This is a genomic window from Streptomyces sp. 891-h (genome assembly GCF_022760275.1).
Classification (GTDB): Bacteria; Actinomycetota; Actinomycetes; order Streptomycetales; family Streptomycetaceae; genus Streptomyces; species Streptomyces spirodelae.
Map to the genome: position 1 here is coordinate 523,123 of NZ_CP050693.1, position 23,490 is coordinate 546,612.

The window sequence follows — 23,490 nt, forward strand, 5'->3', positions numbered from 1 at the left end:
TACCTGTGTTCCGGGTCCTCGAAGTCCGCGCCCAGCAGTCGTTCCTCCGCGGCCAGTCGGCCATCGCCGCGCTGTTCTGCTCCCTCGGATTCCAGTACGCCACCTGGGCCTCCCGCATTCCGGCGATCAAGAGCGAACTGGGCCTGACGGCGGCCGAGGTGGGGATGCTGCTGATGGCCGCGGGTGTGGGAGCCGCGGTGTCGTTCCCACTGGTGGCGCTGTTGATGCGGGCTCTGGGCTCGCTGCGGCTCGCCCTCCTCTCCCAGTTGGGGCTGACCCTGCTGCTGCCGGCCCTGGCGGCGGCGCCGAACTACCCCGTGGCCCTGGGGGTGATGTGCGCCGACGGGCTGCTCGTCGGCTGCCTGAACGTAGCCATGAACGCGCAAGGGGCGGCGCTGGAGGCGAAGTTCGAGCGCAACGCCATGGCCCGGCTGCACGCGGTCTTCAGCGGCGGCTCGCTGCTCGCCGCCCTGCTCGCGTCCGGCGTCAGCACCGTCACGCAGTCGGTCAGAGCCCACTTCGGCGTGGCCGTCGCGCTCCTGGTCCTGCTGGGCGCCTACGCACGGACCGGGCTGCTCGCGGACGACGGACCGGCCGGGGAGGAGACGGACGCGGAGGGAGCCGCTCAGGCAGGGAGTGGGAAGGGAGGCGGGCCAACGAAGGCGCGCGGCCGCCGGTGGCCCCTGCCGTCCCGGGTGACGCTGTGGATGTGCTTCGCCATGGTGTTCGGCACGATCGCCGAGGGCGCCATGAACGACTGGTCGACCCTGTACATGAGGGACATCGCGAAGGCGTCGGCACAGACAGCGCCCCTCGGTATCGCCGTGGTCTCCGGGATGATGGTCCTCGCCCGGCTCTTCGCCGACGGCTGGCGCGCCCGCTGGGGCGACGCGCGTGTCGTGCTGCTGGGGAGCGCGCTCGCGGGCGCCGGGCTCGCCGCCGCGCTGGTGAGCGGCGGCGTGGCGCCCGCCCTGGCCGGTTTCGCCTGTGTGGGACTGGGCATCGCCGCCGTGACACCCTGCGTGTACGCGGCCGCGGCCAGGCAGGGCTCGGACGCGCTGACGCTGGTCGCCGCCATGGGGACGACCGGACTGCTGGCCGGTCCGCCCCTCATCGGCTTCGTCGCCGGAGCCGGCAACCTGGCGTGGGGGATGGCGACCGTCGCCGCCTCGGCCCTGGCGGTCTCCCTGTGCAGCACGCGAATCCGATGGACCCCGCTGCAGGCGGCCTCCTCCGGCTCCGGCTGAACGGCCGCCGAGCGGGCCCGGCACAGGTCCCGTACTGTCCGGGCATGCGCAGTGAACGCCGGCTCCGTCGACTCGTCGTCGGCGATACCGCCTGGCTCTGGACCGTCCGCCACCGGCACCCCGACTGCCGCGAGGTGCTCAGCCTGCACCGCGCCGGCCCTCGCCGGACGTTGCGCATCGTCTTCCGCACCGTTCCGGACCGCCGTCTGTCCGCCGGCTACCCGCAGTCGGGGGTGGTCGTCGACGCTCGTGGCCGCTCGCTCAATCTGAACGAGCCCGGGACCGTCCTACGGCTGCTGGATCAGGCCCTCGCCCGTACCGGCGCGTGCGGGCGACCGCCCGCGGAGGGGTTCGAGGTGGAGTTGGACGGGTGGACGCTCTTCGATGTGCTCGTGAACGGCGACGGGCTCATGAACGGCGACGGGCTCATGGGCGGCGATGGGCTCATGGGCGGTGTGTGGTCGTGTTCCCGCTGAGGCGTTCGGCGGTGGGGCGAACCAGGAGGAGGGCGATGTCGTCGGTGGGGGGTGTGGGCTGGGATTCGGAACTCGTGAGGGTGTCGGCCAGGTCGTCGAGGCTCTCGTCGACGGCGGCCTCGGCGAGTCTGCGGGCCAGGGCCTCCGTGGAGGCGCCGATGTCGCCGCCGGGGATCTCCACGAGTCCGTCGGTGTAGAGGGCGAGGACGGAACCCGGTTCCAGGCGCACGCTCACGGTGGTGTAGTCGGTCTCGGCCTCGACACCGAGCAGCAGCCCGGGTGGTACGTCCAGGATCTCGGTGCGGCCGTCCGGATGGCGCAGCAGGGGCGGTGGATGCCCCGCGGTGGCGAGGCGCACCTCTCGGCGGGGCAGGTCGAGGTGCGCGTAGAGACAGCTGGTGAACAGGCCGGTGTCCAGGTCGATGAGGAGCCGGTTGGTGCGGGCGAGGATCTCACCGGGTGAGGCTCCGGCGGTCGCATGGGTGTGGACGGCGGTCCGCACCTGGCCCATGAGTGCGGCCGCCGTGGTGTTGTGCCCTTGGACGTCGCCGATGGCCGCTGCGGCGCTGGTGTCGTCGCAGCGGACCAGGTCGTAGAAGTCGCCGCCGATGTCCATCCCGTGCCCCGCGGGCAGGTAGCGGGCGGCCACCTCGAGGTTCGGGACGCCGGCCAGCCTGTGCGGCAGCAGACCGGTCTGCAGGCTGTGGGCCAGCTGCCGCTGGTTGTCGTAGAGGCGGGCCCGGTCCAGCGTCTGCGCGAGCAGTCCGGCCAGGGAGGTGAGCAGGGCTCTTTCGGGCGGTGTGAAGGGGTGGGGCTGCTCGTAGGCGAGTGCGAGGGTGCCGATGGCGGTGCCGGACGCGGTCAGCGGAAGGAAGGCCCAGGCACCCATCCGGTCGTGGTGGGCGGCGGGCGAATGGCTCCTTGCCAGATCGGCGGCGTTGGAGAAGAAGGCGGGTACACCGGTGGTCAGGACACGTGCCGCGGGAGTCTCGGAGGAGAGGGGGACCGCGTCGAAGCCGGCCACCAGATCGGCCGGACAGCCACGGTGCCCGGCGACGTGGAGGCGGCCCTCCTCGACGGTCATCAGGGCCAGCGCAGCGGGTCCGAACGCGGGGACGAGCTGGTCGGCCACCAGCTCGACGACGTCGGTGACGCCCACCGCCTCGCTGAGCATGGCCGCCAGATGGGTGAGGTGGTAGAGCGCTGTCGCACCGCCGGGTTGCGCGGCCTCCTCGGGGCTCCGGTCCTGCGGCGAGGGAGCGTCCTCGGTCGCGGCGACGGTGATGTGGACGCTCACGCCGCGTTCGCCGGGGAAGAGCCGGAAGGACAGCCAGGTGTCGGGGGGCCGCCGAGCGGTGAAGGTGGTCGGCTGCCGGGCGATCACGGCCGCGCGGTACCGGTCCTCGAACACCGGGTCGCGCAGCCAGGGCAGCGACTCCCACGGGCGGGTGCCCAGCAGGGACTCCGCGTCGGCTCCCACCAGCTCGGCGCAAGCGGAGTTGAGGAAGACGATCCGGCCCTCCACGTTGAGGGAGCAGCAGCCGTCGGGCAGCCGTTCGGCGAACTCGAAGGCCGCCGTCGCCTGGGCGGGCCCGGGTTCCTGCGACGGCTGCTGGTGCAGCAGACGCGGCTCGTCCTGCGGCAACAGCGGACGGCCGCTCTCCGCCGCCTGCCGCAGCACACGGCTCGCGCTGCGGCAGCCGCCTCCCACGATGTGGCGCTCGCGGGCGGACAGGCGTGGCGGGTGGCCGGTCGGCCACAGCAGTACGATGCCGCCCCGCGCGGTGGCGCCGACCACGATGGGCGCAGCGGCCAGCCGGAAGTCGTACGGCAGTACGAGGCCGACGCGGGGGTAGTGACGGGCCATGTCCTCCTGCCCGGCCAGCCAGACGATCCGCCGGCGCCGCACCGCGACCGCCACCGGGACGGGCGCGTCGCACGGGACCCGGGCCCATGGCGCGGCGATGCTGCGGGACACTCCGGAGACCACCGCGAGCCGGAGCACCCGTTCGCCGGGCGGCAGCAGGTAGATCAGACCCACCGAGGCGCCGGTGGCCTTCATGACGTCGGCCAGGACAGCGTCGAGCTGCCCCCAGTCGGGGCCGTCCGAGCCGGTGGACCACCCCGTATCGCTCTCGCCGCTCACACCGCTCCCGAAGCTGGACGCAGGTCGGCAGCCGTCACTCGGCAGCCGGCGGCCGCCACGGTGTGCCGTCCGCGCACGGCCGCCGCTGGCCATGTTCCGCCACGAAGCCCCCGGCACGTCGGCGGCACACCGACAAAGGGCTCAGCTGCTCCGTGAGGTGGAGGTACGGGGTCAGGTCGTGGCGGTCGGGGGTGAGGGGATCGTGCGGGGGGCCAGTCGTGGGTCGAGGAACGCCTCGTCGGCCATACGGGGGACGGTGCAGGGCGGGTTCCGGTGGGTGTGGGCGCGTGGGCGGCTGTGGCGGGGATCCCACATTCCCGGGCACAGTCGCCGAGTCACTGCTGTTACGAGCGGTAACTTGCGGGCAATTGCGGGCTTGTTGTTTCAGCCGTGGCCGAGCGAGCACGCGTACTGCTGTTCCACGTCCAACTGGACGTGCCCCACGAACACTTGGAGGCTACATGATCTCCCGGCCGAGACACCGGAAACGGCGTACGGTCACCCTGGCCGCTTCGGCGCTGCTGGCCGGCGCGGTCACCGCGCCGGCGGCCCAGGCCGCCCCCTCGGGGCCCCCGTCGGGCGCGGAGGGACAGCCCCGGCACTGCACCCTCGACCTGACAACGCGTGCCGAGCACTGCTACGCCAGCTTCACCGAGGCCATCGAGAACGCGAGCGGCGGACGCATCGACGACGCGCCGGCCTCCGCCCGTGCGGCGGCGCATGACAGCCGGTTCCGCGCGCAGGCGCGCTCGCTGGCGGCGGACGGCGACGAGCGCGCCAATGGTGTCATCCAGGGCACCTTCTTCGACGACGCCGACTTCGGCGGCGACTCGCTGACCATCACCGGCGAGGGGCTGTGCGAGAAGGACGGCTGGGTCGACTACCAGTACGACCTGGAAGACGCCTGGAAGAACCGCATCTCCTCGGTGCAGCCGTGGGGGAACTGCTGGATCTGGCTCTACCCCGAGCCCGGGCTCGGCGGGGACCGGGACGGCCCGTTCAAGGAGAACACCTCCGACATCGGTGCCTTCATGAACGACCGCACCCAGTCCATCGGCTTCAGCTGACCACGAAGCTCCCACCCCCCACCTCCAGTGAGGAGAACCCCCCATGAAGCAACGTGTCAGGTGGTCGGTCATGCTGGCCGCACTGGTGACCGCCGGCAGCGCCGCGCTCGCCCCGGGCGTGGCGCAGGCGGACGACAACCCGCCCACCGTCCGAGAACTGCTGGACAAGTGTGACAACGGCACCGACGTCTGCGTCTTCCACCCCGACGGGCCGCCCCGAGACTCCATGGGCGAGGCCCATCAGGTCGGCGACAGCGCCTACAACTGCACCAAGGATCTCCAGCGCTCCACGGTCGGCTGGTCCGACACCACCAGCGAGAGCAACAGCGTGGGCGTGTCGCTGAGCGCCGAGTACGGCTTCGCCGAGGTGTTCAAGGTCAGCATCGAGACGAACTACTCGCACACCTGGGAGAGTTCGCACACCGAGTCGGCCCAGACGAACATCGACGTGCGGCCGGGCGAGGTCGGCTGGGTGACGCGCGAGGCCCAGCTGCAGACCGTCAGCGGGAAGTACGAGATGCACTTCCCCGACCGGTTCCACGGCCACTACATCTGGTATGTGCCTTTCGAGGCCACCGGTCCGAAGCCGGACGCGCCGAGCACCAAGACGCAGCACACCCGCCCGATGACCGATGAGGAGAAGGCCCAGCACTGCGGCTGATCCCGCGTCACGGCCACCGCACGGGTGGTCTTCGGGGCGTACCTGTCGTACCGGCGGCCCGGCGAGGTATCGGTTCGGTCATGACCGATCCCGAGCACTACGCACTCGCCGCACGTGCCGTCGGTGGCGACGGCTCCGCACCGGAGAGCTCGTCCGGGCCTCAGCCGGAGCCCGGCCCGGTGGCGGCTCACACCGCCACCGGGCCGGACGGCGACGGCACCCCGACGCCGTCGCGCCCCGGCCGTCCGTACGCTCCCGGTACCGTCACCCGCCGCGGGCGGTAGCCGCCGGAGCGAACGCCAGCACCACGTTGTGCCCGCCGAAGCCGCAGGAGTTGCTGACGGCCAGCTGCACGGAGCACGGCCGGGCGGCCTCGCACACCACGTCGATGTCCGAGGTGCCGGCGTCGGGCGTGCGGAAGTTCGCGGTCGGTGGCACGGTCTGCCGCTGCACGGTCAGCACGGTGAGTGCCGCCTCCACCGCACCGGCCGCGCCCATGGTGTGGCCGATGACCCCTTTGGCCGAGGTGACGGCCGGACCGCGGGAGCCGAACAGCTCGCGCAGTACGGCCGCCTCGGTGCGGTCGTTGAGCGGGGTTCCGGTGCCGTGCGCGTTGACATGGTCCACATCCCCGCGAGCGGCGCCGGCCCGCGCCAGGGCCTGTTCCACGGCCTCCCGCAGACAGCGGCCGTCCGGCCGGGGCGCGACGGCGTGGTGGGCGTCGGTCGTCGAGCCGTGCCCCGCGAGCACGGCACGGACCGGCGCGCGCCGTGCGGTCGCGTCAGCGGCACGCTCCAGGACCAGCACCCCGGCACCCTCGGCGAGGACGAAGCCGTCCCGGTCGGTGTCGAAGGGGCGGGAGGCGCCGGCCGGGTCGTCACCGCGCCGGGAGAGCGCTCCCGCCCGGGCGAACGCCGTCGCGCACAGGGGCGTCACCATCGCGTCGCTGCCGCCGGCCACGGCGATGTCGCATGCGTGGCTGTCCAGCAGCATGGCGGCGGTGGCCAGCGCGGTCGCGCCGGAGGCACAGGCTGTGGCGGTGTGCAGTACGGGCCCGTGAATGCCCAGGTCGATGGCGAGCTGGCCCGCGGCCATGTTCGGCAGGAAGGCGGGCAGGGTGAGCGGCGAGACCGCGCGCTGACCGGCGGTCGACAGTTTGTGGTGCTGTTCCTCGTAGCTGCCGACCCCGCCCGCTGCGGAGCCCAGTACCACCGCGACCCGGGCACCGTCCCAGCCGTGCGGGTCCAAGGCGGCGTCACGCACCGCTTCGCCGGCCGCCGCCAGGGCGAACTGGGTGAACTTGTCGTGGCGCCAGGGCCGCACCCCGTCCAGGTGCTTGCGCGGATCGAACCCGGTCACCCGGCAGGAGAGCGTGACAGGGGCTCCGGCCAGTTCGGGGTCGTCGGCGGCGACGGGCCTGCCGGAGCAGATCCGCTGCCAGGTCTCCTCGGTGCCCACCCCCGCCGGTGTCACCAGGCCGACGCCGGTGACGGCCACCGCCCGGTCGGTACGTACGCCGGTCACTCCTCCCCCATCTGTCCCACGGGCTGCGTCTCGCCCAGCAGTTCGTGGACCAGCGCGACCACGTCTTCCGGTGTGGCCTCACCCGTGACCGCGTCGTCCGGCGCGCCGGTGCCGTAGTGCTCCTGGACGGTGACGAGGAGCTCGGTGACGGCCAGCGAGTCCAGCCCCAGTTCGGTGAGGGTCACCCCGGGCCGCACCTCGTCGGAGGGCACTTCGAACTTGTCGGTGAGCACGGTGGTCACGTAGGCGTGGACAGGGTCCATGGGTCTTCCTCTCGTCGTCGCTGCGATTGCTGGTGTTCTGGTTGCTGGTGTTCCGGTTGTTGTTCCGGCTGCTGCTCCTGCTCCCGGGCCCCGCGCGGGGAGTTGGCACAGGCGCCGGCCGCGGGCCAGGTGAGGGCGATCGACCCCCAGGTGAGCCCGCCGCCGAAGGCGGTCAGCAGGGTGGGCGTGCCCGGCCGTACCAGGCCGCGCACCGCCGTGTCGGCCAGCGCCAGGGGGACGGACGCTGCCGCGGTGTTGCCGACGTCGCGGATGTTTCCGAACCGGTGCTCGCGCGCGATGCCGAGCCGGTCGCCGACCGTGTCCAGGATGCGCTGGTTGGCCTGGTGGCCGATGAACGCGCCGAGCAGCGAGGGTTCCCACTCGGCCAGGCGCAGCGCGGTACGGGACGACTCGGTCATCCGCCGCACCGCGTGCGCGTAGACCTCGCGTCCGCGCATGCGCAGGTACCGGTGGGCGCGCGGTGGCCGGGTCCCGGTGTCGGGTGTGCCGGAGCCGCCCGCCGCGATGGCGATGAGGTCGCTGCCCGACCCGTCAGCGCCCAGGTCCCAGGCGATCACCTCACCCGGCTCTCCCCGCTCCCCGGCACGCAGCAGTACGGCCCCGGCGCCGTCGCCGAAGACGACGGCGGTGTCCCGGTCCTGCGGGTCCACGATGCTCGAGTACGTCTCGGCGCCGACGACCAGCGGCCGTTCGCACATCCCGGAGCGGACCAGCCCGGTGGCGACGGCGGTGGCGTAGACGAATCCGGAGCAGACAGCCGCCAGGTCGAAGGCGGCGACGGTTCCCAGGCCGAGCCGGTGGGCCACTTCGGGCGCGGTGGCCGGGCAGCGCCGGTCCGGCGTGGTGGTGGCCACGACCAGCAGGTCCGGGCGGGCTCCGGCGGCGGATTCCAGCGCGGCCCGGCCGGCGGCCACGGCCAGGTCACCGGTGGCGACGCCGGGCCCGGCACGGCGGCGGTGGGCGATGCCCGTACGGGAGCGTATCCACTCGTCGGTGGTGGCGAGCGCGCCGTCCCGCGTCACATCGGCGTTGCTGCGCACCTGCTCGGGCAGCGAGGCGCCGATGCCGCAGACGACGGTGGCGCGCCCGGCTGGTGGGGCGGTCCTGGACGTCACCGGTCACACCCCGGCGAACGGTGAGGCGGGCTTGGGGGTACCGGCGAGTCCGCCGTCGGGCACCGACAGCCCTCCGTCCAGCAGCAGCGCCTGACCGGTCAGGAAGGCGGCGGCGGGCGAGGCCAGATACAGCGCCGCCCAGGCGGCTTCCTCCGGTTCGGCCCACCGGCCCAGCGGGACGTGCGCCATCAGCCAGTCGGACAGCGGCGCGGCCTCGGCGGCGAACGAGGTCATGTCGGTGCGGGTCCACCCCGGGCACAGCGCGTTGACGCGGATGCCCTCGCGCGCCCAGCCGGCGGCCAGGCTGCGGGCGAGGGAGATCTGGGCCGCCTTGGTCGCCGCGTAGGCGTCCATCATGGGGGTGCCCACCGCCCCGGCGACCGAGGACATCAGCACCAGGCTCGCCCTGGTCGAGGCGGCCAGGTGCGGGTGGACGCGCCGGCACAGCGCGGCCGTCGCGTTGAGGTTGACGGTCACCACCCGGTCCCAGTCCTCTTGCGTGGTGTGCTGGAGAGGGGCGAGCCGCGGTGCGCCGTCGGGCTCGGTGGGCAGGATGCCGGCGTTGTGGACGACGACGTCGAGGCCGCCCAGCGCCGCGGCCGCCTCGTCCACCACGCCGCCCGCGGCGGTGGCCTCCGTGAAGTCGCCGGGCACCAGGACGGCCTGCCGCCCCCGGTGGGCGATCTGGTCGGCGGTGTCCTTCAGCGCCGCCTCGCTGCGGGCCGAGAGCGCCAGGTCGGCGCCGGCGTCGGCGAGCGCGAGCGCGACGGCGCGTCCGATACCGCGTGACGCTCCGGTCACCAGGGCGCGGGCGCCGTCGAGCCGGAAGGCTTCGGCTGTCGTCAGGGAGTCGGTGCGGGGCGTGCTGTTCATCGCGCGCTCCTTTCGGCGGATACGGTGGATACGGCGGCTTCTGCCAAGGGGACGGCTGACGCCGCGGTGGGGGCGGTACGGATGACGGGCGCGCCACTCCAGGTGAGCAGTGCGCTGCCCCACGTCATCCCGGCGCCGAAGGTGGCGAGGAGGACGCGGTCCCCGCGCCGCAGCAGACCGTCGACGGCGGCCGCGGCCAGCGCGTAGGGCGCCGAGGCCGCGCCGATGTTGCCCACCTCGTCCGCGACGATCGGCAGCCGCCCTGGCGGGATACCCAGTGACGTACCGACGGAGCGCAGCATCCGCGGGTTGGGCTGGTGGGTGACGAAGGCGTCGATGTCCTCGGCGCGCAGCCGGTTGCGGGTGAGGCTGTCGGAGACGACGAGGGGGAACATCTCGACGATGAAGTCCCGCACGGCGCGCCCGTCCATCCGGATGGTGTGCCGTCGGTCGGCGACCGTGCCGGCGTCCGCGGGTGCGCGGCTCCCGCCCGCCGGGATCAGTACGTGATCGGCGAGGGCGCCGTCGGAGCCGAGGTGGAAGTCGGTGAACCCCTCTCCCGCCGGTACCGGGCCCAGCACGGAGGCGGCGGCGCCGTCGGCGAACAGCACGGCGGTGGCCCGGTCGGCGGGGTCGAGGAACTTCGAGTAGGCCTCCACGCCGACCACGGCCGCGTAGCGGGAACCGGCGTCCGCGCGCAGGTAGTCGTGTGCGACGCGGGTGGCGAACAGCCAGCCCGAGCAGGCGGCGCCGACATCGAGGGCGACGGCGTTGCGTGCCTTGGTGAGCGCCTGGACGCGGCACGCCGTGGCCGGACCGAGTTCGTCGGGCGTCGAGGTGGCCAGCACCAGCAGGTCGAGCTGCTCCGGGTCGAGCCCGGCCGCCGCCACGGCGGAGCGCACGGCGGCGGCCGCCATGTCGGAGGCGGCCTCGTCCGGTGCTGCCTCGTGGCGCTTGCGCACCCCTGTGCGTTCCACGATCCAGTCGGGGCTGACGCCGATCGCGCGGGCGACCTCGTCGTTGGAGCGCTGCCGCGTGGGCAGGTAGGTGCCCATGCCCAGGACGCCGATGCCCGACGCCGCGTCAGAGTTGGCGACGGAAGCCGCGCCGGAAGTGGGGGCAGTCACCTCGGAAGTCGGGACAGTCACGTCGGAACGGGAAAAGCTGCCGGTCACGAGCATCCTCCGGGGGATCGGTCGGCGGTGGCGCCGAGCGCGGCCGCGTAGTCGGAGGCGGCCAGCGGGACAGGGACAAGCGCGTCCGGCGGTGCGAGCCGGGCCGTCAATGAGTCGAGGGAGGACATCAGCCGCGCGCACTGGCGGTCCGCGGCCGCCTCAAGAGCGGCGGCCGCCCCGGGCGAGAGCACACCCGTCCACTGCAGCGGTCCGGCCAGCCGCAGCGCCTGACCGGTCCCGTACAAGGCGGCCAGAGCGGCTGCGTCCTGATCGGTGTCGGGTGCCGTGCGGGTCGCCTCGGCCACGGACTGCGCGGCGAGCCGGAGCGTGTGGACCTCGCCGAGTTGCCGGGCCTGATCGAGCAGCGGGTTCCACAGGTCCATGTGGTCCGTACCGTCCGGGTCCCGCTGACGGCGCTCGTCGAGCGCGGCCCGGAGTCCGGCCGTCAGCCGCTGCTCCAGCGCGCTGACGGTCCACAGCCACCAGGCGGGGTCATCGGTGCCTGCAGGGCGGGGTGTGCCGTCGGCGGGTGCGGGCGCTTCCTCCTCCGCCAGGGCGCGGCCGATGTCCAGGAGGATCAACTGGTTGTCGCCCCCGGCCGCACCGAAGGCCTCCGCCAGACCGGCGTAGCCGCTGAGCCGGTTGACGGTGAGGTGCCCGGCGAGTCCGCAGCGGCGCCTGCACTCGGCCGTGATCCGGGCCGCGCCGGCCACCGCCAGCGCCTTGAAGGCGGACAGTTGGCGGTCGACCGCCGCCCACGGGGAGAACGCCGTCTCCGTCGCGGGTGAGGGGTTCGGCTCGGTACGGGCCTGCTCCGACTGCTGCCAGATGTCCAGCGCGGTCCGGGAGGCGCAGTCGAGCGCGAACGCTTCCGCCAGCGCGCCGAGCACCGCGCGCTGTTGGGTGCTGTAGGCCAGCACCGGGGCTTCGGGGGCGAGGCGGCCGTGCGAGCGCCGGTGCCGGGAATGGTGCAGCGTCGAGGTGGCGGACGCGCGCGCTGTCGCGGCGGCGGCCGACGGCACCGTCGCCCACAGCGCCCTGCCGACGTCCAGGGTGCGCTGCAGCGCGCGGCCGGCGTCGCCGTGGGGGTCGTTGGGCTCGTGGAAGGCGCCGTCGGCGTCGATCCGGGCTTCGCCGCGCAGCCAGCGGTCGTAGGGCAGCCTCGCTCCCTCGAACCGCACCAGCGCGTACTCCAGCGGCAGCGTCTCGGCGCCGAGTGCGCCCGAGAGGGAGACCCCGGGGGCGGTGCGCCGCTCGTCGCACAGGTCGGCCAGGAAGGGGTGGACGCCGTGGTCCCTGCCGCCCACCCGCAGCCGGGCGCACACCACGGCCGACTGCGCACTGCCCGGCGTTCCGACGGCGGAGAACTTGGCAGCTCCGGGGTCGGGCGTGGTCAGCACGAACTCGCGGCTGCCCGGGTCGAATTCGGCGGTGGTGCGGAGCGCCAGATGGCTGGTGGCGTCGCCGATCTCGGTGACCAGGAAGACCCCCTTGCGCCGGCCGCTCTCCAGCTCCTCCACCACCCGCGCGAGCTCCGGTGCGGCCTGCTGCCGCTCGTCGGCCGAGGCGACGACGGAGCCCAGGCAGAGGAAGTAGTGGTTGACGACGGTCATGTACAGCGCCGGGTCCGCCAGTGCCGTGCACGCGCTCAGCTCGGCCGACAAGTCCGGGTCGTGCAGCAGTTGACGTGCCGGCGGCAGTACCTCGGCCAGCCGCGCCAGCGCGTGGTGGGTCAGCTGGTTCCGGCTCGTGCCCTCCCCCGGTTCGGGAGGGCGGACGGGGCCGAGCGCCTCGGTGATGCGCTGTGCCCGGGGCGTCCGCAACGGGTCGGTGATGGGCTGGGGCGGCGCGGGTGCGGTGGTCGGCGGGTCGGTTGCGGGCCGGGTCACGCGATCTCCCCCTGCGGCTGATGCTGCGCTGTTCCGGGCGCCCCGGGCGCTGCGGCCCGGTGCAGGCGGTCCGGGCGCTCCCAGGGGAAGTCCGGGGAGTTGAGCGGGCTGTACGCCGCGATGCCGTCCCGATGCTTCAGGACGCGCCGGGCGCTGCGGGTGAGGGCCTGTCCGGTGCCGCACTCCAGGAGCAGCGCGGGACCGTGGGCCACCGCCCGGTCGAGCACGGCGGGCAGTCGGGCCGGGCTGGTCAGACAGGCGGCCAGGCCCGCGTACACGTCGTCGCCCCTGCCGTACGGTCCACCACGCACGGCCGAGTGGACCGGGGTGTGGGCCGGGCGTGCGGGCAGGGTGCGGATCGCGGCCGCGAACCCCTCGGCCTGGGTGGTGAGCGACGGGTGGTGGGAGGAGAAGGGCAGCCGGAGCCGGGCGGTGTCGACGCCGTGCTCAGCCGCCCGCTCCTCCACCTGGTCGAGCTCCCGGACCGGGCCGCTGAGGACGGTTTCGTCCGGGTCGTTGACGCAGGCCACGGCCACCCTCCGGGCCGCCGCGGCGGTGATCAGCCGCTCCGCCTCGTCGATCCCCGTCGCCAGCACGGTCATTCCGCCCCGGCAGCGGCTCAGCCAGCGGGAGAGCCTGCACGCGAGGTGGGTGCCGTCGGGCACGCCGAAGACACCCGCCGCCGTGAGCGCGGCGATCTCCCCGAAGCTGACGGCGACCATCCGCCGGGGTGCCGCGCCGACCGCGCACAGCGCCCGGTGGAGCGCCATGGAGGCGCCGAACAGCGCGACCTGCGGCGTGCCCACGGGCCCGGCGGCCAGCGTCCGGCCGCTCGGCGGTGTGTCACCCAGCAGCGCGGGCCCGAGCGCCGGAATCCCGTACGCGGCGCTCACCTCGTCGACCTGGGCGAACACCTCAGCGACGGCGGTGCGCACCACGGGGTGGGCGCGCACAGCCCGTACCAGTGGGGAGACCGCGAAGTCCCCCTGCCCGGGGAACAGATGGATGGTCTCGGCCGGTGGCGCCCATGGCGCCGGTGGTAACCCGGGTCGGTCGTATGCTCGCGGCATATTCCTCTCTCCTTCTCACCTGGGGGGATTGAGGCGTGTGAGGTGTGCTGTTGACGGTGTTGACGGATGGGCGGCGCGTCCCCGTCGGCGGGGTCGTGTTCTGGCCTATTTCGCGACGGGGCCCGCCATCGGCTCCTCGCCGGGCGGCCGGGTGCCGCTCGGCCGCCGCGACCTGCGGTGCAGCGGTGCGCCCCGGCGGTCGGCGCGCTGGTGTCGCCGGCGGAGCGGTACCAGCAGAACCACCGGCAACGCCGCGCCATGGCACCCCGTGGGTACAGTCCGAAACTGCACCTGGCCCATGTGGGAAGGGCTTCGCCGGGGTATGTCTCCACCGAAGCACAAGCACGGGCACGGTGCTGACCGGTTTCGGTCACCAAGGCGTGAATGCGTTGAAAACCCTGGACCCTGTGTCCGCCGGAAGCCCCGGGCCTGCGTGACCGGGCGGAGCGAGCAGGAGACTCCCATGGGACCTCGTGGGCCGAACCGCCAACTCGCCGCCCTGCTGGCGGAGTCCGGGTGGAGCGCGGGCGAACTGGCGCGCGCGGTCAACGCTCTGGGGACCAAGTACGGGCTGCGGCTGCGCTACGACCGTACGGCCGTCGCCCACTGGCTGGAGGGCTCCCGGCCGCGCCCACCGGTCCCGGGGCTGGTGGCCCAGGTGTTCGGACGGCGCCTCGGCCGTCCGGTGCGCGTCGGCGAGACGGGGCTGGAAAGCACCACGACCGCAGGGGCCTCGGCCGAAGCGGTGCTGCGGACCGGCGATCCGGTGGAACGGCTCACCGCGCTGTGCGCGGCCGATGCCGACCCGGCGCGGCGGCTGGCGCTCAACCGGGAGATGTTCACCGCGGCCGATGTCCGGCTGCCCGCCTGGCCGCCCGCCGGCGGACCACTTCCCGGTCGGCAGCCCGGCACGGCGCAGCCAGGCTCAACACACGGCGGCACAGAGCAGAGCGGCGCGGCGCAAGGCGGCACAGCGCAGAGCGGCCCAGCGCAAGACGGCGCACCCCAAGGCAGGGCAACACGGGGCGAGTCGGCGGGCGCCGACCCGCGGCTGGCCGACATGGTCACCATCTTCGCCGAGCTGGCGGCCAAGTACGGCGGCGCGCACGCGCGTTCCGCGCTGGGCGCCTACGTCGCCGACGACGTCGCCCAGCGCCTGACCGCATCATCTCCCGGCAGCGGAACGGCCGGGCCGGCCGATCCAGCCGTGCTGACCGGCAGCGCCTGCCTGATGCACCTGCTGGGCACGATGGCCGCCGACTCCGGACTGCCGAATCTCGGCTACCACTGCTACCGGGCCGCCCTCGATCTGGCGCACCGGGCCGAGGACCGGAACGTCTACGCCATCACCCTGCGCACCATGGCCGTACTGGCGCTGCGCCTGGACGACCTGCCACACGCGCGGCAGTGGTCACAACTGGCCCTGGAGACCGCGGCCTCCACCCAGAGCAGCCATGTGCGGACGTATCTGTACGCGGGGCGCGCGCTGGTGCGGGCCTGCGAAGACGAGCGGAAAGCGGCGCTCGCGGACCTGCTGGCCGCCGAGCGGTACCACGACACCGAGCCCCGGCGCGAAGCGGCCGACGATCCCCTCGAGCCCTTCACGCGATACCCGACGACGGCGTTCCACTACCAGCGCGGCGAGACACTGCTGTCGCTGGGCGACCGCGCGCAGGCCGCCGCCGCGTTCCAGGAGTCGCTGGCCGTCCGCCCCCCGGCACACCACATCGCGCTCGTCCTCACCCACGCGCGGCTGGCAGAGCTCCTGCTGGCCCTCGGCGAACTGGAGGCCGCCCTCGACCAGTGCGCGCGTGCCCTGGCCCACTACCCGTACACCGCCTCCCGTCGTACGACCACGGCCCTGACCGCCCTCCGCCGCGTCCTCGCGCCCTACCGCAGGCACCCCCAGGCGCGCGGCGTCCGCGACCAGGTGGCCCGCCTGACACACTCCCGCCCCGCCGGCTCCGGCGGCGTCCCCTAGACCACAGCGGCGCGACCGGATTGACCGCGCGACCGGACCGCAACCGCGCGACCGCATGCGCCCCGCCCTGCCGTCGCCGCGAGGCGCCGGGCCCCCGTCGTGCGGCCTAGGGCCAAAGTGCGCGGGCAGGTGGGACCTTGTTCCGATGCCCGCAGGTGGCCGGGGCGCACAGGATGGCTGCCATGCTCTCCGAATCTTCGCTGTCATCGAGCGCCGCTCCCGGCAAGGACCCGGGCCCGGGGCGCGCCGTCCGGCTCTGGGCGGTCGTGCTGGCCTCCAGCATCGGCCAGTTCCTCGTCGTCCTCGACGTGTCCGTGGTCAACGTCGCGCTGCCCAGCATCCGCACGGGGCTCTCGCTCAGCAGCGGCACGCTGCAGTGGGTCGTGAACGCCTATGCGCTGACCTTCGCGGGCTTTCTGCTGCTGGGCGGACGCGCCGCCGACATCTTCGGCCGGAAACCGGTCTACCTGGTGGGGCTCGGCCTGTTCACCGCCGCGAGCCTCGCGGGCGGACTCGCGCAGGACGCGGAGACGCTCATCGCCGCTCGCGCCGTACAGGGGATCGGCGCCGCGATCCTCGCGCCCGTCACTCTCTCCCTGCTGACCTCCACCTTCCCCGAGGGACCCGCGCGTACCCGGGCGATCGCCACCTGGGCGGCCGTGGGTACGGCGGGCGGCGCGACCGGTGGCCTGGTCGGCGGGCTGCTGACGGATCTGCTGTCCTGGCGGTGGGTGCTGCTGATCAACGTGCCCGTCGGAGTGCTGGTCGTCGCCGTGGTGCTGTTCGCGCTGCACGAGCAGCACCACAGGGCGGGCCGCCGGGGGCTGGACCTGCCGGGTGCGGCGCTGGTGACCGTGGGCGTCGCTGCCCTGGCGTACGGCATCGGCCGGACCGAGTCGCACCCGTGGGGCTCCACCGAGGTCCTGGTACCGCTCGCGGGCGGGCTGCTCGCGCTGGGCGCTTTCGTCGCGGTCGAGGCGCGCACGGCCGAACCGCTGGTGCCGCTGCGCCTGTTCAGGCTGCGCGCTGTCGCCGCGGGGAACGTGGTCACGTTCGTCGCCATGACGGGCGCCTTCGCGATGTGGTACTTCCTCTCGCTCTACATGCAGAACGTGCTCGACTACTCCCCCGTCCGCGCCGGCGCCTCCTTCCTGCCGCACACCGCGGGCGTCATCGTCGGCTCCAAGGTGACGCCCAGGCTGATGGCACGGTTCGGCACCCGCACGATGGTGGCCGTCGGCGGGGTGGTGACCACCGCCGGATTCGGCTGGCAGGGCCTGGTGCTGTCGGCGGACGGCACCTTCCTCGGCACGATTCTGGGCCCGGGTGTCCTCATGGCCACCGGAATCGGCCTGCTGATGACGCCGCTGACCGACGCGGCGACCACCGGCGCCGCAGCCCGTGAGGCGGGAGTGGTCGCCGGGCTGGTCAACACCTCGCGGCAGATCGGCGGCGCACTGGGCCTCTCCGTCCTCGGTGCCGTCTCGGTGGGGGCGACCGCTGACGGCGCGGGCCGGCCAGGGCCCGAGCAACTCGCCGACGGGTACGCGGCCGCCTACCTGACCGCCGCCGCCCTCACCGCCGCCTCCGTGCTGCTCGTCGGGTTGCTGCCGGGCTCCGGAACGCGGGGTCAGCCGCGCGGTCCCGGCGCCGAGGTGCCGGAGGATTCGGCCCGCCCTGAGATGGCCCGGTGGGACGCGGCGGCCGTCGCCACGTCGCGCGGGTAGGTGCGCAGGGCGATGAGGCCCAGCAGCGCTGCGGCCAGCAGGGTGGCGAGGAAGACCATCAGGGTGTAGGTCAGTCCCTCGTCGCCGCCCGCGAAGGCGTGCACCGAGACGTATCCGAACAGGGTGGGCGCTGCGGCCTCGCCGACGGTGCGCAGGAAGGTCCGCACCCCCTCGGCCGTGCCCCACATGTAGGGGTGGAGGATGTCCAGCCGGGCTGCGTCGAGGGGCGGGTTGGTCGCGCCGAGCAGGGCCGCGCCGCAGATCAGCAGCGGCAGCGCGATCAGCACGCTGCTCGCGTACAGCGCCGGGGCGACCAGCAGCGGCACTCCCAGCAGGCATACGGCGGGCACCAGTACGCGGCTGTTGACGATGCCGCGGCGCAGCAGACGGTCGGCGACCGGCCCGCCCACGAGCACGCCGAGGACGGTGCCCGAGCCCACCACCAGGATCAGGAAGCCGGCGAACGACGTGCTGACCCCGAAGTGGTCGGTGACGAAGAGCGTGGCGAACGAGCGCAGCCCGGTGAAGTAGAAGTAGCCGAGCGAGGAGGCGACAATCAGGATCAGGTTCGTCCGCACCCGCAGGATGTAGCGGATCGACGCCCACCGTGAGCCCCGACGGGGGTCGGAGCGCAGGACCATGGAGGGGTCCGGCTCGGCGCCCACCCGCTCAGCGGCCTGCCCGGTCGGCCCGGTCCGCTCGCTCGGTTCCGCTCCGACGGGCACCTGGCCGGCCCGGCGCGGCTCGGGAAGCCGCGCCACAGCCCACACCACGGCGGCTCCTGGTACGACCAGCCACCAGAAGGCGAAGCGCCAGCCCAGCAGGTCCACCACCACGCTGGAGGCCGCGAACCCCAGTCCGGTGCCTAGCATCTCGCCGGCCAGTACGAACCCGTACATCCGAGCGCGGTTCCGGGCCGGAAAGAAGTCGCCCGTCAGCGAGGCGACCGTCGGACCCGCCGTCGCCGTCACGGCGCCCAGCGCGGCGCGCGAGGCGAGCAGCCACAGATAGGACGGGGCCAGGCCGGAGAAGAAGGTGGCCACCGCCCACAGCGCCGTGCTGATGGTGAGCAGCCGGGTGCGCCGCACCCGGTCGGTGAGCAGCCCCACGGGCACGGTGAAGACGGCCGCCGACAGCGCGACGACGCTGACCAGCAGCCCGATCTCGGTGTTGCCCAGGTCGAAGGAGCGCTTGAGGCCGCCCGCCGCCGTCGAGAGCGTGCCCTTGTCGGCGCCGTCCATCGCGAGTACGGCTGCCAGTACAGCGGCGGCCCGCGCGCGCTCCCGGCCGCCGAGGAGCTCCAGTGCCCGCTCGGTCCGCCGGCGGATCCACCTCACCGGATCACCGGCCTTCCCGTCCGTCGCCTTTCCGCCTGTCGCCTTTCCGTCTGTCGCCCTTGTTCCTTCGTCTTCCTGGCCTTCGGGGGCTGTGGAGCTCGGTCGCGGCAGGGCACGCGCTCATGCGTCATCCGCTTCCCCTCCCCGGACGCGGCGACGGAGCGCCGGTGCGGACATCCTCCGTCCGGGCGGTGGTGATCACCCGAGCGCCGCTGTCCGGCACCCCCGGGGTTCCCGCGTTGCGACAGGTTCCGGAGGGGCCTCGCGGTGGTACAGAGGGCGGCATGCCGAACTACCGAAACCGATCCGTGCACTCTTCCGGTACCGCTGCCTCAGCGCTCGCGGGCGCGGCCGCGCTGCTGTTGGGCCTCGGCGCGCTGACCGCCTGCCAGAGCTCGGACTCCCGGCTGTACGCGGGCGGGGCCGAGGCCTCAGCGACCGCTTCGCCCACCTTCTCCCCGACGGAGAGTGCCTCGCCCCGGCCCTTCTCGCTGTCCGTCCGCCACGGGCTGACTGCGCTGGAGACGGCTCAGCGCGCCGTGCCCCGCAGCACGGCGTACCACCTGACGCACGACGACGAGGGCACCCCGGAGTGGGAGATCAAGGTCGCGGAGGAGAGCGGCTCGGAGTGGGACGTCTCCGTGTCGGACGACGGCAAGAAGGTCACAGGCAGGCACGAGGACACGACGCCGGACGACAACGCCGACAAACTGGAGGACTTCCGGGTCCCGATCGAGGAAGCCGTACGGAAGGCAGCCGCCCGGCACCCGGACCAGGACCTGCACTCCGTGGTGACCACCAAGAACAAGAAGGGCGAGGACCTGTGGCAGGTGACCGTCGTCGAGGGCGCGCACGCCGAGGCGAAGCAGACTCAGTTGGAGGTCGAGGTGAAGACCGGCAAGGTCCTCCGGGAGAAGCAGGAGAAGTAGCGGCGCGACACCAGGCACCGAGCCGCGCCCCGTCGCGCGCCGCCGGCCGGTGCACCGTCAGCGCGGAGAGCGCGCCCGGTGGCGGAGAGCCGCCACGTTCGCGGCCAGGGTCGCGGCGACGGCCAGGCCCATGGCGAACACGGCGCCGCCCAGGCCGAACAGCGCGGGGCTGAAGCCCAGCGCCAGCACCACCAGCGCCCCGGCCGACACCAGCAGCCCGTGGCCCACGGCACCGGCCCCCGTCATCCGGTGCACGGCTCCGAGCAGGAGCAGTACGGCCACCACGGGCAGGGCCACAGCCAGCGCTGCGGACCGCTCGCTCAGGTGTGCGTGGTGCTCGGCGGCGTCCAGCGCCGCCTCAAGCCCTGAGCCGAGCGCCGCCAGCGCCGCGAAGAGAGCGTAGTGGCCGTATCCCCAGGTGAGGGCGGTGCGCAGAGTGGCCAGTTCGGCCTCGCCGCCGGTGAAGTAGAGCCACCACAGGGCGAAGACGAGCAGCAGCCCGCCGAGGGCGATCAGCAGCACGGTGGCGGACAGGCCGTGGTCGCTCAGCGCCGACTGGACGGCCGTGAGGCTGGCGAGAATCACCTCGCCCAGCACGATGATGGTGAACAGCCCGTAGCGCTCGGCGATGTGCCGGGGGTGCCAGGTGGTGGGGCGGCCGCCGCGGAACTCCGCCCACGCGGGCACGGCCAGCTCCGCGGCCACCAGCAGCACGAAGGTGGCCGGTGCCCATGCGCCGCTTGTCCACAGCCTGGCGATCCACCCGGCCTGCGCCACGGTGATCCCCGCGGCGTACCGCAGCGCGGTGCCACGGCCTTCGGGGTGCTCGGCCGCCGCCCGCAGCCACTGGGCGATCAGCGCGAGGCGCATGAGGACGTAGCCGATCACGACGACCGAGAAGTCGCCGTCCTGGAAAGCGTCCGGGACGCCTGCCGCCAGCACCAGCACCCCGGCCATCTGCAGCAGGGTCAGCAGCCGGTAGGGCGCGTCGTCGGTGTCGTAGGCGGAGGCGAACCAGGTGAAGTTCATCCAGGCCCACCAGACGGCGAAGAAGACCGCGGCATAGCCGATGAGCCCGTCGCCCACATGGCCCTCGGCCAGCGCGTGGTGGAGCTGCGCGGCGGCTTGCGAGACCGCCACCACGAAGGTGAGGTCGAACAGCAGCTCGAGCGGGGTGGCGCTCCGGTGTTCCTCCGCCGGGTCCCTGGCGCGCATCACCCGGCGCAGGGTTCCGGTCCGCGCCGCGAGACCGTCGTCTCCACTCATCCCGGCCCCCTCCTGCCGTGAGTCCCGCGCGTCGCCCGCGCGGACGACGGGGCCGGGGCAGGCCCCGCTCCGCACTTTCTACCCGGTAGGCCCTCCCCCGCGCACACGAAACGCTGGGGGCGGCCTCGCGGGTGGTCCGTGCGCGGAGCCGCTCGGCAAGCGGCCGCGGGACGTGCCCGGCTCAGCTCGTCCCGGCTCGGCCCGCACCCTCGTAGGAGGCGAAGCGGCGGAAGTGGGCGACGGCCAGTTCGGAGAAGCGCTGTGCGGCCACCGAGAGGTAGGCGTCCTGGCGCCAGACCAGGGACAGGGACCGGTAGCAACCGGGTGCGTCGAGCCGGAGGTGGACCACGGGCGACGACCGGGTGGTGGTCTCGCGTGACATGGCGGGGACCAGGCCGACGCCCAGTCCGGCGCCGATCAGGTCCCCTGTAGCGCCCGGCTCGTCGCCTTCGCACACGACGGTGAGCCGGAGCCCGGCCTCGGTGAACAGGCGGTCGGCCAGGGCACGTTGCCAGTGGCCGGTGCGTGTGGTGATGAACGGTTCGCCCTCCAATTCGGCGAGGGTCACCGTCTCCCGGTCCGCGAGGCGGTGGGCGGGCGGGACGGCGAGGAGGACCTCCTCCCGCAGGAGCTCGACCGCGCGCAGCGAGGGCCCGGCCAGCGGCTGGGAGGCGATGCACAGATCGACCTCGCCCCGCTGCAACTGGCGCTGCATCCCGTCCGCAGTCGCCTGGAAGAGCCGCACGTCCACCTCGGGGTACCGGGCGCGGTAGTCGGGCAGCAGCTCGGTGAGCGTCAGCATCGTCTCGACGGCGATCGCGACGCTGCCGTACTCCAGCCCTGCGGCGTCGGCGAGTTCACGGCGCCCGTCGTCGAGTTCCGCGAGAGCGCGGTCGACCCTGCGCAGGTACGCGGCACCGAACCGGTTGAGGCGTATCCGTTTGCCCTGCCGGTCGAAGAGCGGCACGCCGAGCTCGCTCTCCAGCCGGGCGATCGTACGGCTCACCGACGGCTGCGCCACCCGGAGTTCCGCTGCCGCCTTGCCGACGTGCTCATAGCGGGCGACCAACTGGAAGTACCGCAACGGAAGCAGATCCACTCAGCCCCTCCTTCATGCTCTCAGAGGCATGAACATATACCTGAGCATGCCTTGGACGGTATGAGTGGGGCGCGTCTAGCTTTTCCGCAGGAGGCGCACTTCGGCCCTGTGCCGGGCGCGCCGGGCTCGACAAGTGGAAGGGAAGACCCGTGGATCCGTCACTAGTGGCGCGGGTGCAGTTTGCCGGGACGACCGGGATTCACTGGCTGTTCGTCATCTTGACGCTGGGTCTGGTGCCGCTGGTGGCTGTCATGCACACCCGCGCGGCGTGCGCCCGTGCCCCGGAGGAGCGGCTCCGCCGGGAGCGGATGACGAAGTTCTGGGGCCAGTTGTACGTCATCAACTACGCCCTGGGAATTGTGACCGGGCTGGTGATGGAGTTCCAGTTCGGACTCTCCTGGAGCGGGCTGAGCAAGTTCGCGGGCAATGTCTTCGGCGCTCCGCTGGCGCTCGAGACGCTGATCGCGTTCTTCGCCGAATCGACGTTCCTCGGCATGTGGATCTTCGGATGGGGACGGCTGCGCCCGGCAGTCCAGGTGACATTGATCTGGCTGGTCACGCTGACCGCCTATGCCTCGGCCTACTGGATTCTGGTGGCCAACGGCTTTATGCAGCACCCGGTCGGTTACCAGGTCCGGGGCGAGCGGGCCTATCTGACGGACTTCGCCGCGATGTTGGCGAACCCGAACGCTCTGCTGGCGCTGGGGCACATCGCCTTGGCCGCGCTGCTGACCGGCGGCATCTTCGTGGCCGGGATCAGCGCCTGGCATCTGGCGCGCGGCCGGCGCCCGGCCGGGGGCGCGAGCTCGGCCGCCGACCGGGCCCTCTTCCACCGGTCGCTCCGCCTGGGGGTGCTGGTGGCCGCCTTCGCCGGCACCCCGACTTACGTCGTCGGAGCGCTGCAGTACCCGCTGCTGGAGAAGACGCAGCCGATGAAGCTGGCCCTGACGTCCGGAGAGGGCGTGGGGAAGCTGGCCGCCGCCATGGCCGAGAAGCACGGCCCGGGTGACTACGTACCGCCCGGCTGGGCGGTTCCGGCCCAGTACCTCATGCTGTATCTGGGCTACCTCCTCTTCACGGTCGCCATCGTCGCGGCGTTCGCGCTGTACCGGGAACGTCTGACGCGCAGGCGGCCCGTGACCGTACTGGCCGTGGCGGCCGCCGCTCTGCCGCTCTCGGATTTCGCCGGCGGCGCCGTCTTCGGGCAGGCCGGCCCTTACCGATGGGCCTTCTTCCTCGGCTGTGCGGCGGGGCTGGCGGCCGTGCTGGCCCGCGGCGAGCGGCTGACCCGCAGCCGGTTCGCGCCCTGGGTGCTGGTCGCGGCGATCCCGCTACCGTTCATCGCCTCCCTCGGCGGCTGGCTCTTCCGCGAGGGCGGGCGGCAGCCGTGGCTCGTGTACGGCGAACTCACGGTGGAGGATGCCGTCTCGCCGGTCGGCACCGGAACCCTGCTCACCTCCTGCGTGCTCTTCCTCGCCGTCTTCCTGGCGCTGGCCGTCGCCAACTGGACGCTGCTGGCCCGCTTCGCCCGGCGCGGCCCCGAGGGCACACAACTGGGCGACCGCACCGCGCTGGAACCGCTCTCATCGCCCCGGTCCACCGCCACTTTGTGACCACGGCCCTC

20 protein-coding genes are annotated in these 23,490 nt (G+C 73.3%); 9 read left to right on the forward strand and 11 right to left on the reverse strand.

Translation table 11 applies throughout. The annotated features are described in order from the left end of the window. The first annotated feature begins 5 nt into the window (after positions 1–5). Together HC362_RS02350 and HC362_RS02355 are read left to right on the forward strand one after the other, a co-directional pair. Complete coding sequence (locus tag HC362_RS02350; RefSeq protein ID WP_243082102.1) at positions 6–1,247, forward strand: MFS transporter; 1,242 nt, start codon at positions 6–8, stop codon at positions 1,245–1,247. Between the two features lie 44 nt (positions 1,248–1,291). Continuing rightward, on the forward strand, positions 1,292–1,723 hold the full coding sequence (locus tag HC362_RS02355; protein ID WP_243082103.1) for a hypothetical protein: 432 nt from the start codon (positions 1,292–1,294) through the stop codon (positions 1,721–1,723). Here the strand turns inward: HC362_RS02355 and HC362_RS02360 are convergent. Then, on the reverse strand, positions 1,692–3,869 hold the full coding sequence (locus HC362_RS02360; protein ID WP_243082104.1) for a SpoIIE family protein phosphatase: 2,178 nt from the start codon (positions 3,867–3,869) through the stop codon (positions 1,692–1,694). The genes HC362_RS02355 and HC362_RS02360 overlap by 32 nt on opposite strands. 461 nt (positions 3,870–4,330) lie before the next feature. Here HC362_RS02360 and HC362_RS02365 point away from each other — a divergent pair, with 461 nt between their 5' ends. The 3 genes from HC362_RS02365 to HC362_RS02375 all read left to right on the forward strand — a co-directional run bounded on the left by HC362_RS02365 (position 4,331) and on the right by HC362_RS02375 (position 5,881). Next, entirely contained in the window at positions 4,331–4,936 is a 606-nt protein-coding gene (locus HC362_RS02365; protein ID WP_243082105.1) for a hypothetical protein, read from the forward strand. Between the two features lie 43 nt (positions 4,937–4,979). Further along, positions 4,980–5,597, forward strand: coding sequence for a hypothetical protein (locus HC362_RS02370; protein ID WP_243082106.1), 618 nt, complete (start codon positions 4,980–4,982; stop codon positions 5,595–5,597). An 80-nt stretch (positions 5,598–5,677) separates the two neighbouring features. Then, entirely contained in the window at positions 5,678–5,881 is a 204-nt protein-coding gene (locus tag HC362_RS02375; RefSeq protein WP_243082107.1) for a hypothetical protein, read from the forward strand. Here HC362_RS02375 and HC362_RS02380 read toward each other — a convergent pair. The 7 genes from HC362_RS02380 to HC362_RS02410 form a co-directional block, all read right to left on the reverse strand. Continuing rightward, positions 5,862–7,121 (reverse strand): beta-ketoacyl-[acyl-carrier-protein] synthase family protein, encoded by a 1,260-nt coding sequence (locus HC362_RS02380; protein ID WP_243082108.1) that lies wholly within the window; start codon positions 7,119–7,121, stop codon positions 5,862–5,864. The genes HC362_RS02375 and HC362_RS02380 overlap by 20 nt on opposite strands. Next, entirely contained in the window at positions 7,118–7,384 is a 267-nt protein-coding gene (locus HC362_RS02385) for an acyl carrier protein (protein ID WP_243082109.1), read from the reverse strand. The genes HC362_RS02380 and HC362_RS02385 overlap by 4 nt, the downstream gene beginning before the upstream one ends. Then, the gene (locus HC362_RS02390; protein ID WP_243082110.1) at positions 7,360–8,520 is read right to left on the reverse strand and encodes a beta-ketoacyl-ACP synthase III; all 1,161 of its coding nucleotides are present in this window, start codon (positions 8,518–8,520) and stop codon (positions 7,360–7,362) included. The genes HC362_RS02385 and HC362_RS02390 overlap by 25 nt, the downstream gene beginning before the upstream one ends. 3 nt (positions 8,521–8,523) lie before the next feature. Then, on the reverse strand, positions 8,524–9,393 hold the full coding sequence (locus HC362_RS02395) for an SDR family NAD(P)-dependent oxidoreductase (protein WP_243082111.1): 870 nt from the start codon (positions 9,391–9,393) through the stop codon (positions 8,524–8,526). Next, a complete protein-coding gene (locus HC362_RS02400; RefSeq protein WP_279240171.1) occupies positions 9,390–10,463 on the reverse strand; it encodes a ketoacyl-ACP synthase III in 1,074 nt (357 codons plus the stop codon). Before HC362_RS02400 ends, HC362_RS02395 begins: the two co-directional genes overlap by 4 nt. Positions 10,464–10,564: 101 nt before the next feature. Then, positions 10,565–12,457 (reverse strand): hypothetical protein, encoded by a 1,893-nt coding sequence (locus HC362_RS02405; protein ID WP_243082112.1) that lies wholly within the window; start codon positions 12,455–12,457, stop codon positions 10,565–10,567. Continuing rightward, positions 12,454–13,527, reverse strand: a complete 1,074-nt coding sequence (locus tag HC362_RS02410) for an acyltransferase domain-containing protein (RefSeq protein ID WP_243082113.1) — start codon at positions 13,525–13,527, stop codon at positions 12,454–12,456. Before HC362_RS02410 ends, HC362_RS02405 begins: the two co-directional genes overlap by 4 nt. Before the next feature lie 463 nt (positions 13,528–13,990). Between HC362_RS02410 and HC362_RS02415 the strand changes: the two genes are divergently transcribed. Both HC362_RS02415 and HC362_RS02420 read left to right on the forward strand, forming a co-directional pair. Continuing rightward, positions 13,991–15,508 carry a tetratricopeptide repeat protein gene (locus tag HC362_RS02415; protein WP_243082114.1) on the forward strand — a complete coding sequence of 506 codons (1,518 nt, stop codon included), beginning with the start codon at positions 13,991–13,993 and terminating at the stop codon, positions 15,506–15,508. Positions 15,509–15,690: 182 nt separating this feature from the next. Further along, a complete protein-coding gene (locus HC362_RS02420) occupies positions 15,691–17,235 on the forward strand; it encodes an MFS transporter (protein WP_243082115.1) in 1,545 nt (514 codons plus the stop codon). On the opposite strand, the gene HC362_RS02425 is transcribed toward HC362_RS02420, so the two are convergent. Further along, complete coding sequence (locus HC362_RS02425; RefSeq protein WP_243082116.1) at positions 17,139–18,572, reverse strand: MFS transporter; 1,434 nt, start codon at positions 18,570–18,572, stop codon at positions 17,139–17,141. The two genes, HC362_RS02420 and HC362_RS02425, sit on opposite strands and share 97 nt — an antisense overlap. 284 nt (positions 18,573–18,856) lie before the next feature. On the opposite strand from HC362_RS02425, the gene HC362_RS02430 reads away from it, so the two are divergent. Next, positions 18,857–19,501, forward strand: coding sequence for a PepSY domain-containing protein (locus tag HC362_RS02430; protein WP_243082117.1), 645 nt, complete (start codon positions 18,857–18,859; stop codon positions 19,499–19,501). Positions 19,502–19,558: 57 nt separating this feature from the next. On the opposite strand, the gene HC362_RS02435 is transcribed toward HC362_RS02430, so the two are convergent. Next, positions 19,559–20,767, reverse strand: a complete 1,209-nt coding sequence (locus tag HC362_RS02435; protein WP_243082118.1) for a low temperature requirement protein A — start codon at positions 20,765–20,767, stop codon at positions 19,559–19,561. 181 nt (positions 20,768–20,948) lie between these two features. After that, on the reverse strand, positions 20,949–21,866 hold the full coding sequence (locus tag HC362_RS02440; protein ID WP_243082119.1) for a LysR family transcriptional regulator: 918 nt from the start codon (positions 21,864–21,866) through the stop codon (positions 20,949–20,951). Between the two features lie 149 nt (positions 21,867–22,015). Here HC362_RS02440 and HC362_RS02445 point away from each other — a divergent pair, with 149 nt between their 5' ends. Next, on the forward strand, positions 22,016–23,479 hold the full coding sequence (locus HC362_RS02445; RefSeq protein ID WP_243082120.1) for a cytochrome ubiquinol oxidase subunit I: 1,464 nt from the start codon (positions 22,016–22,018) through the stop codon (positions 23,477–23,479). Positions 23,480–23,490 lie beyond the last annotated feature (11 nt).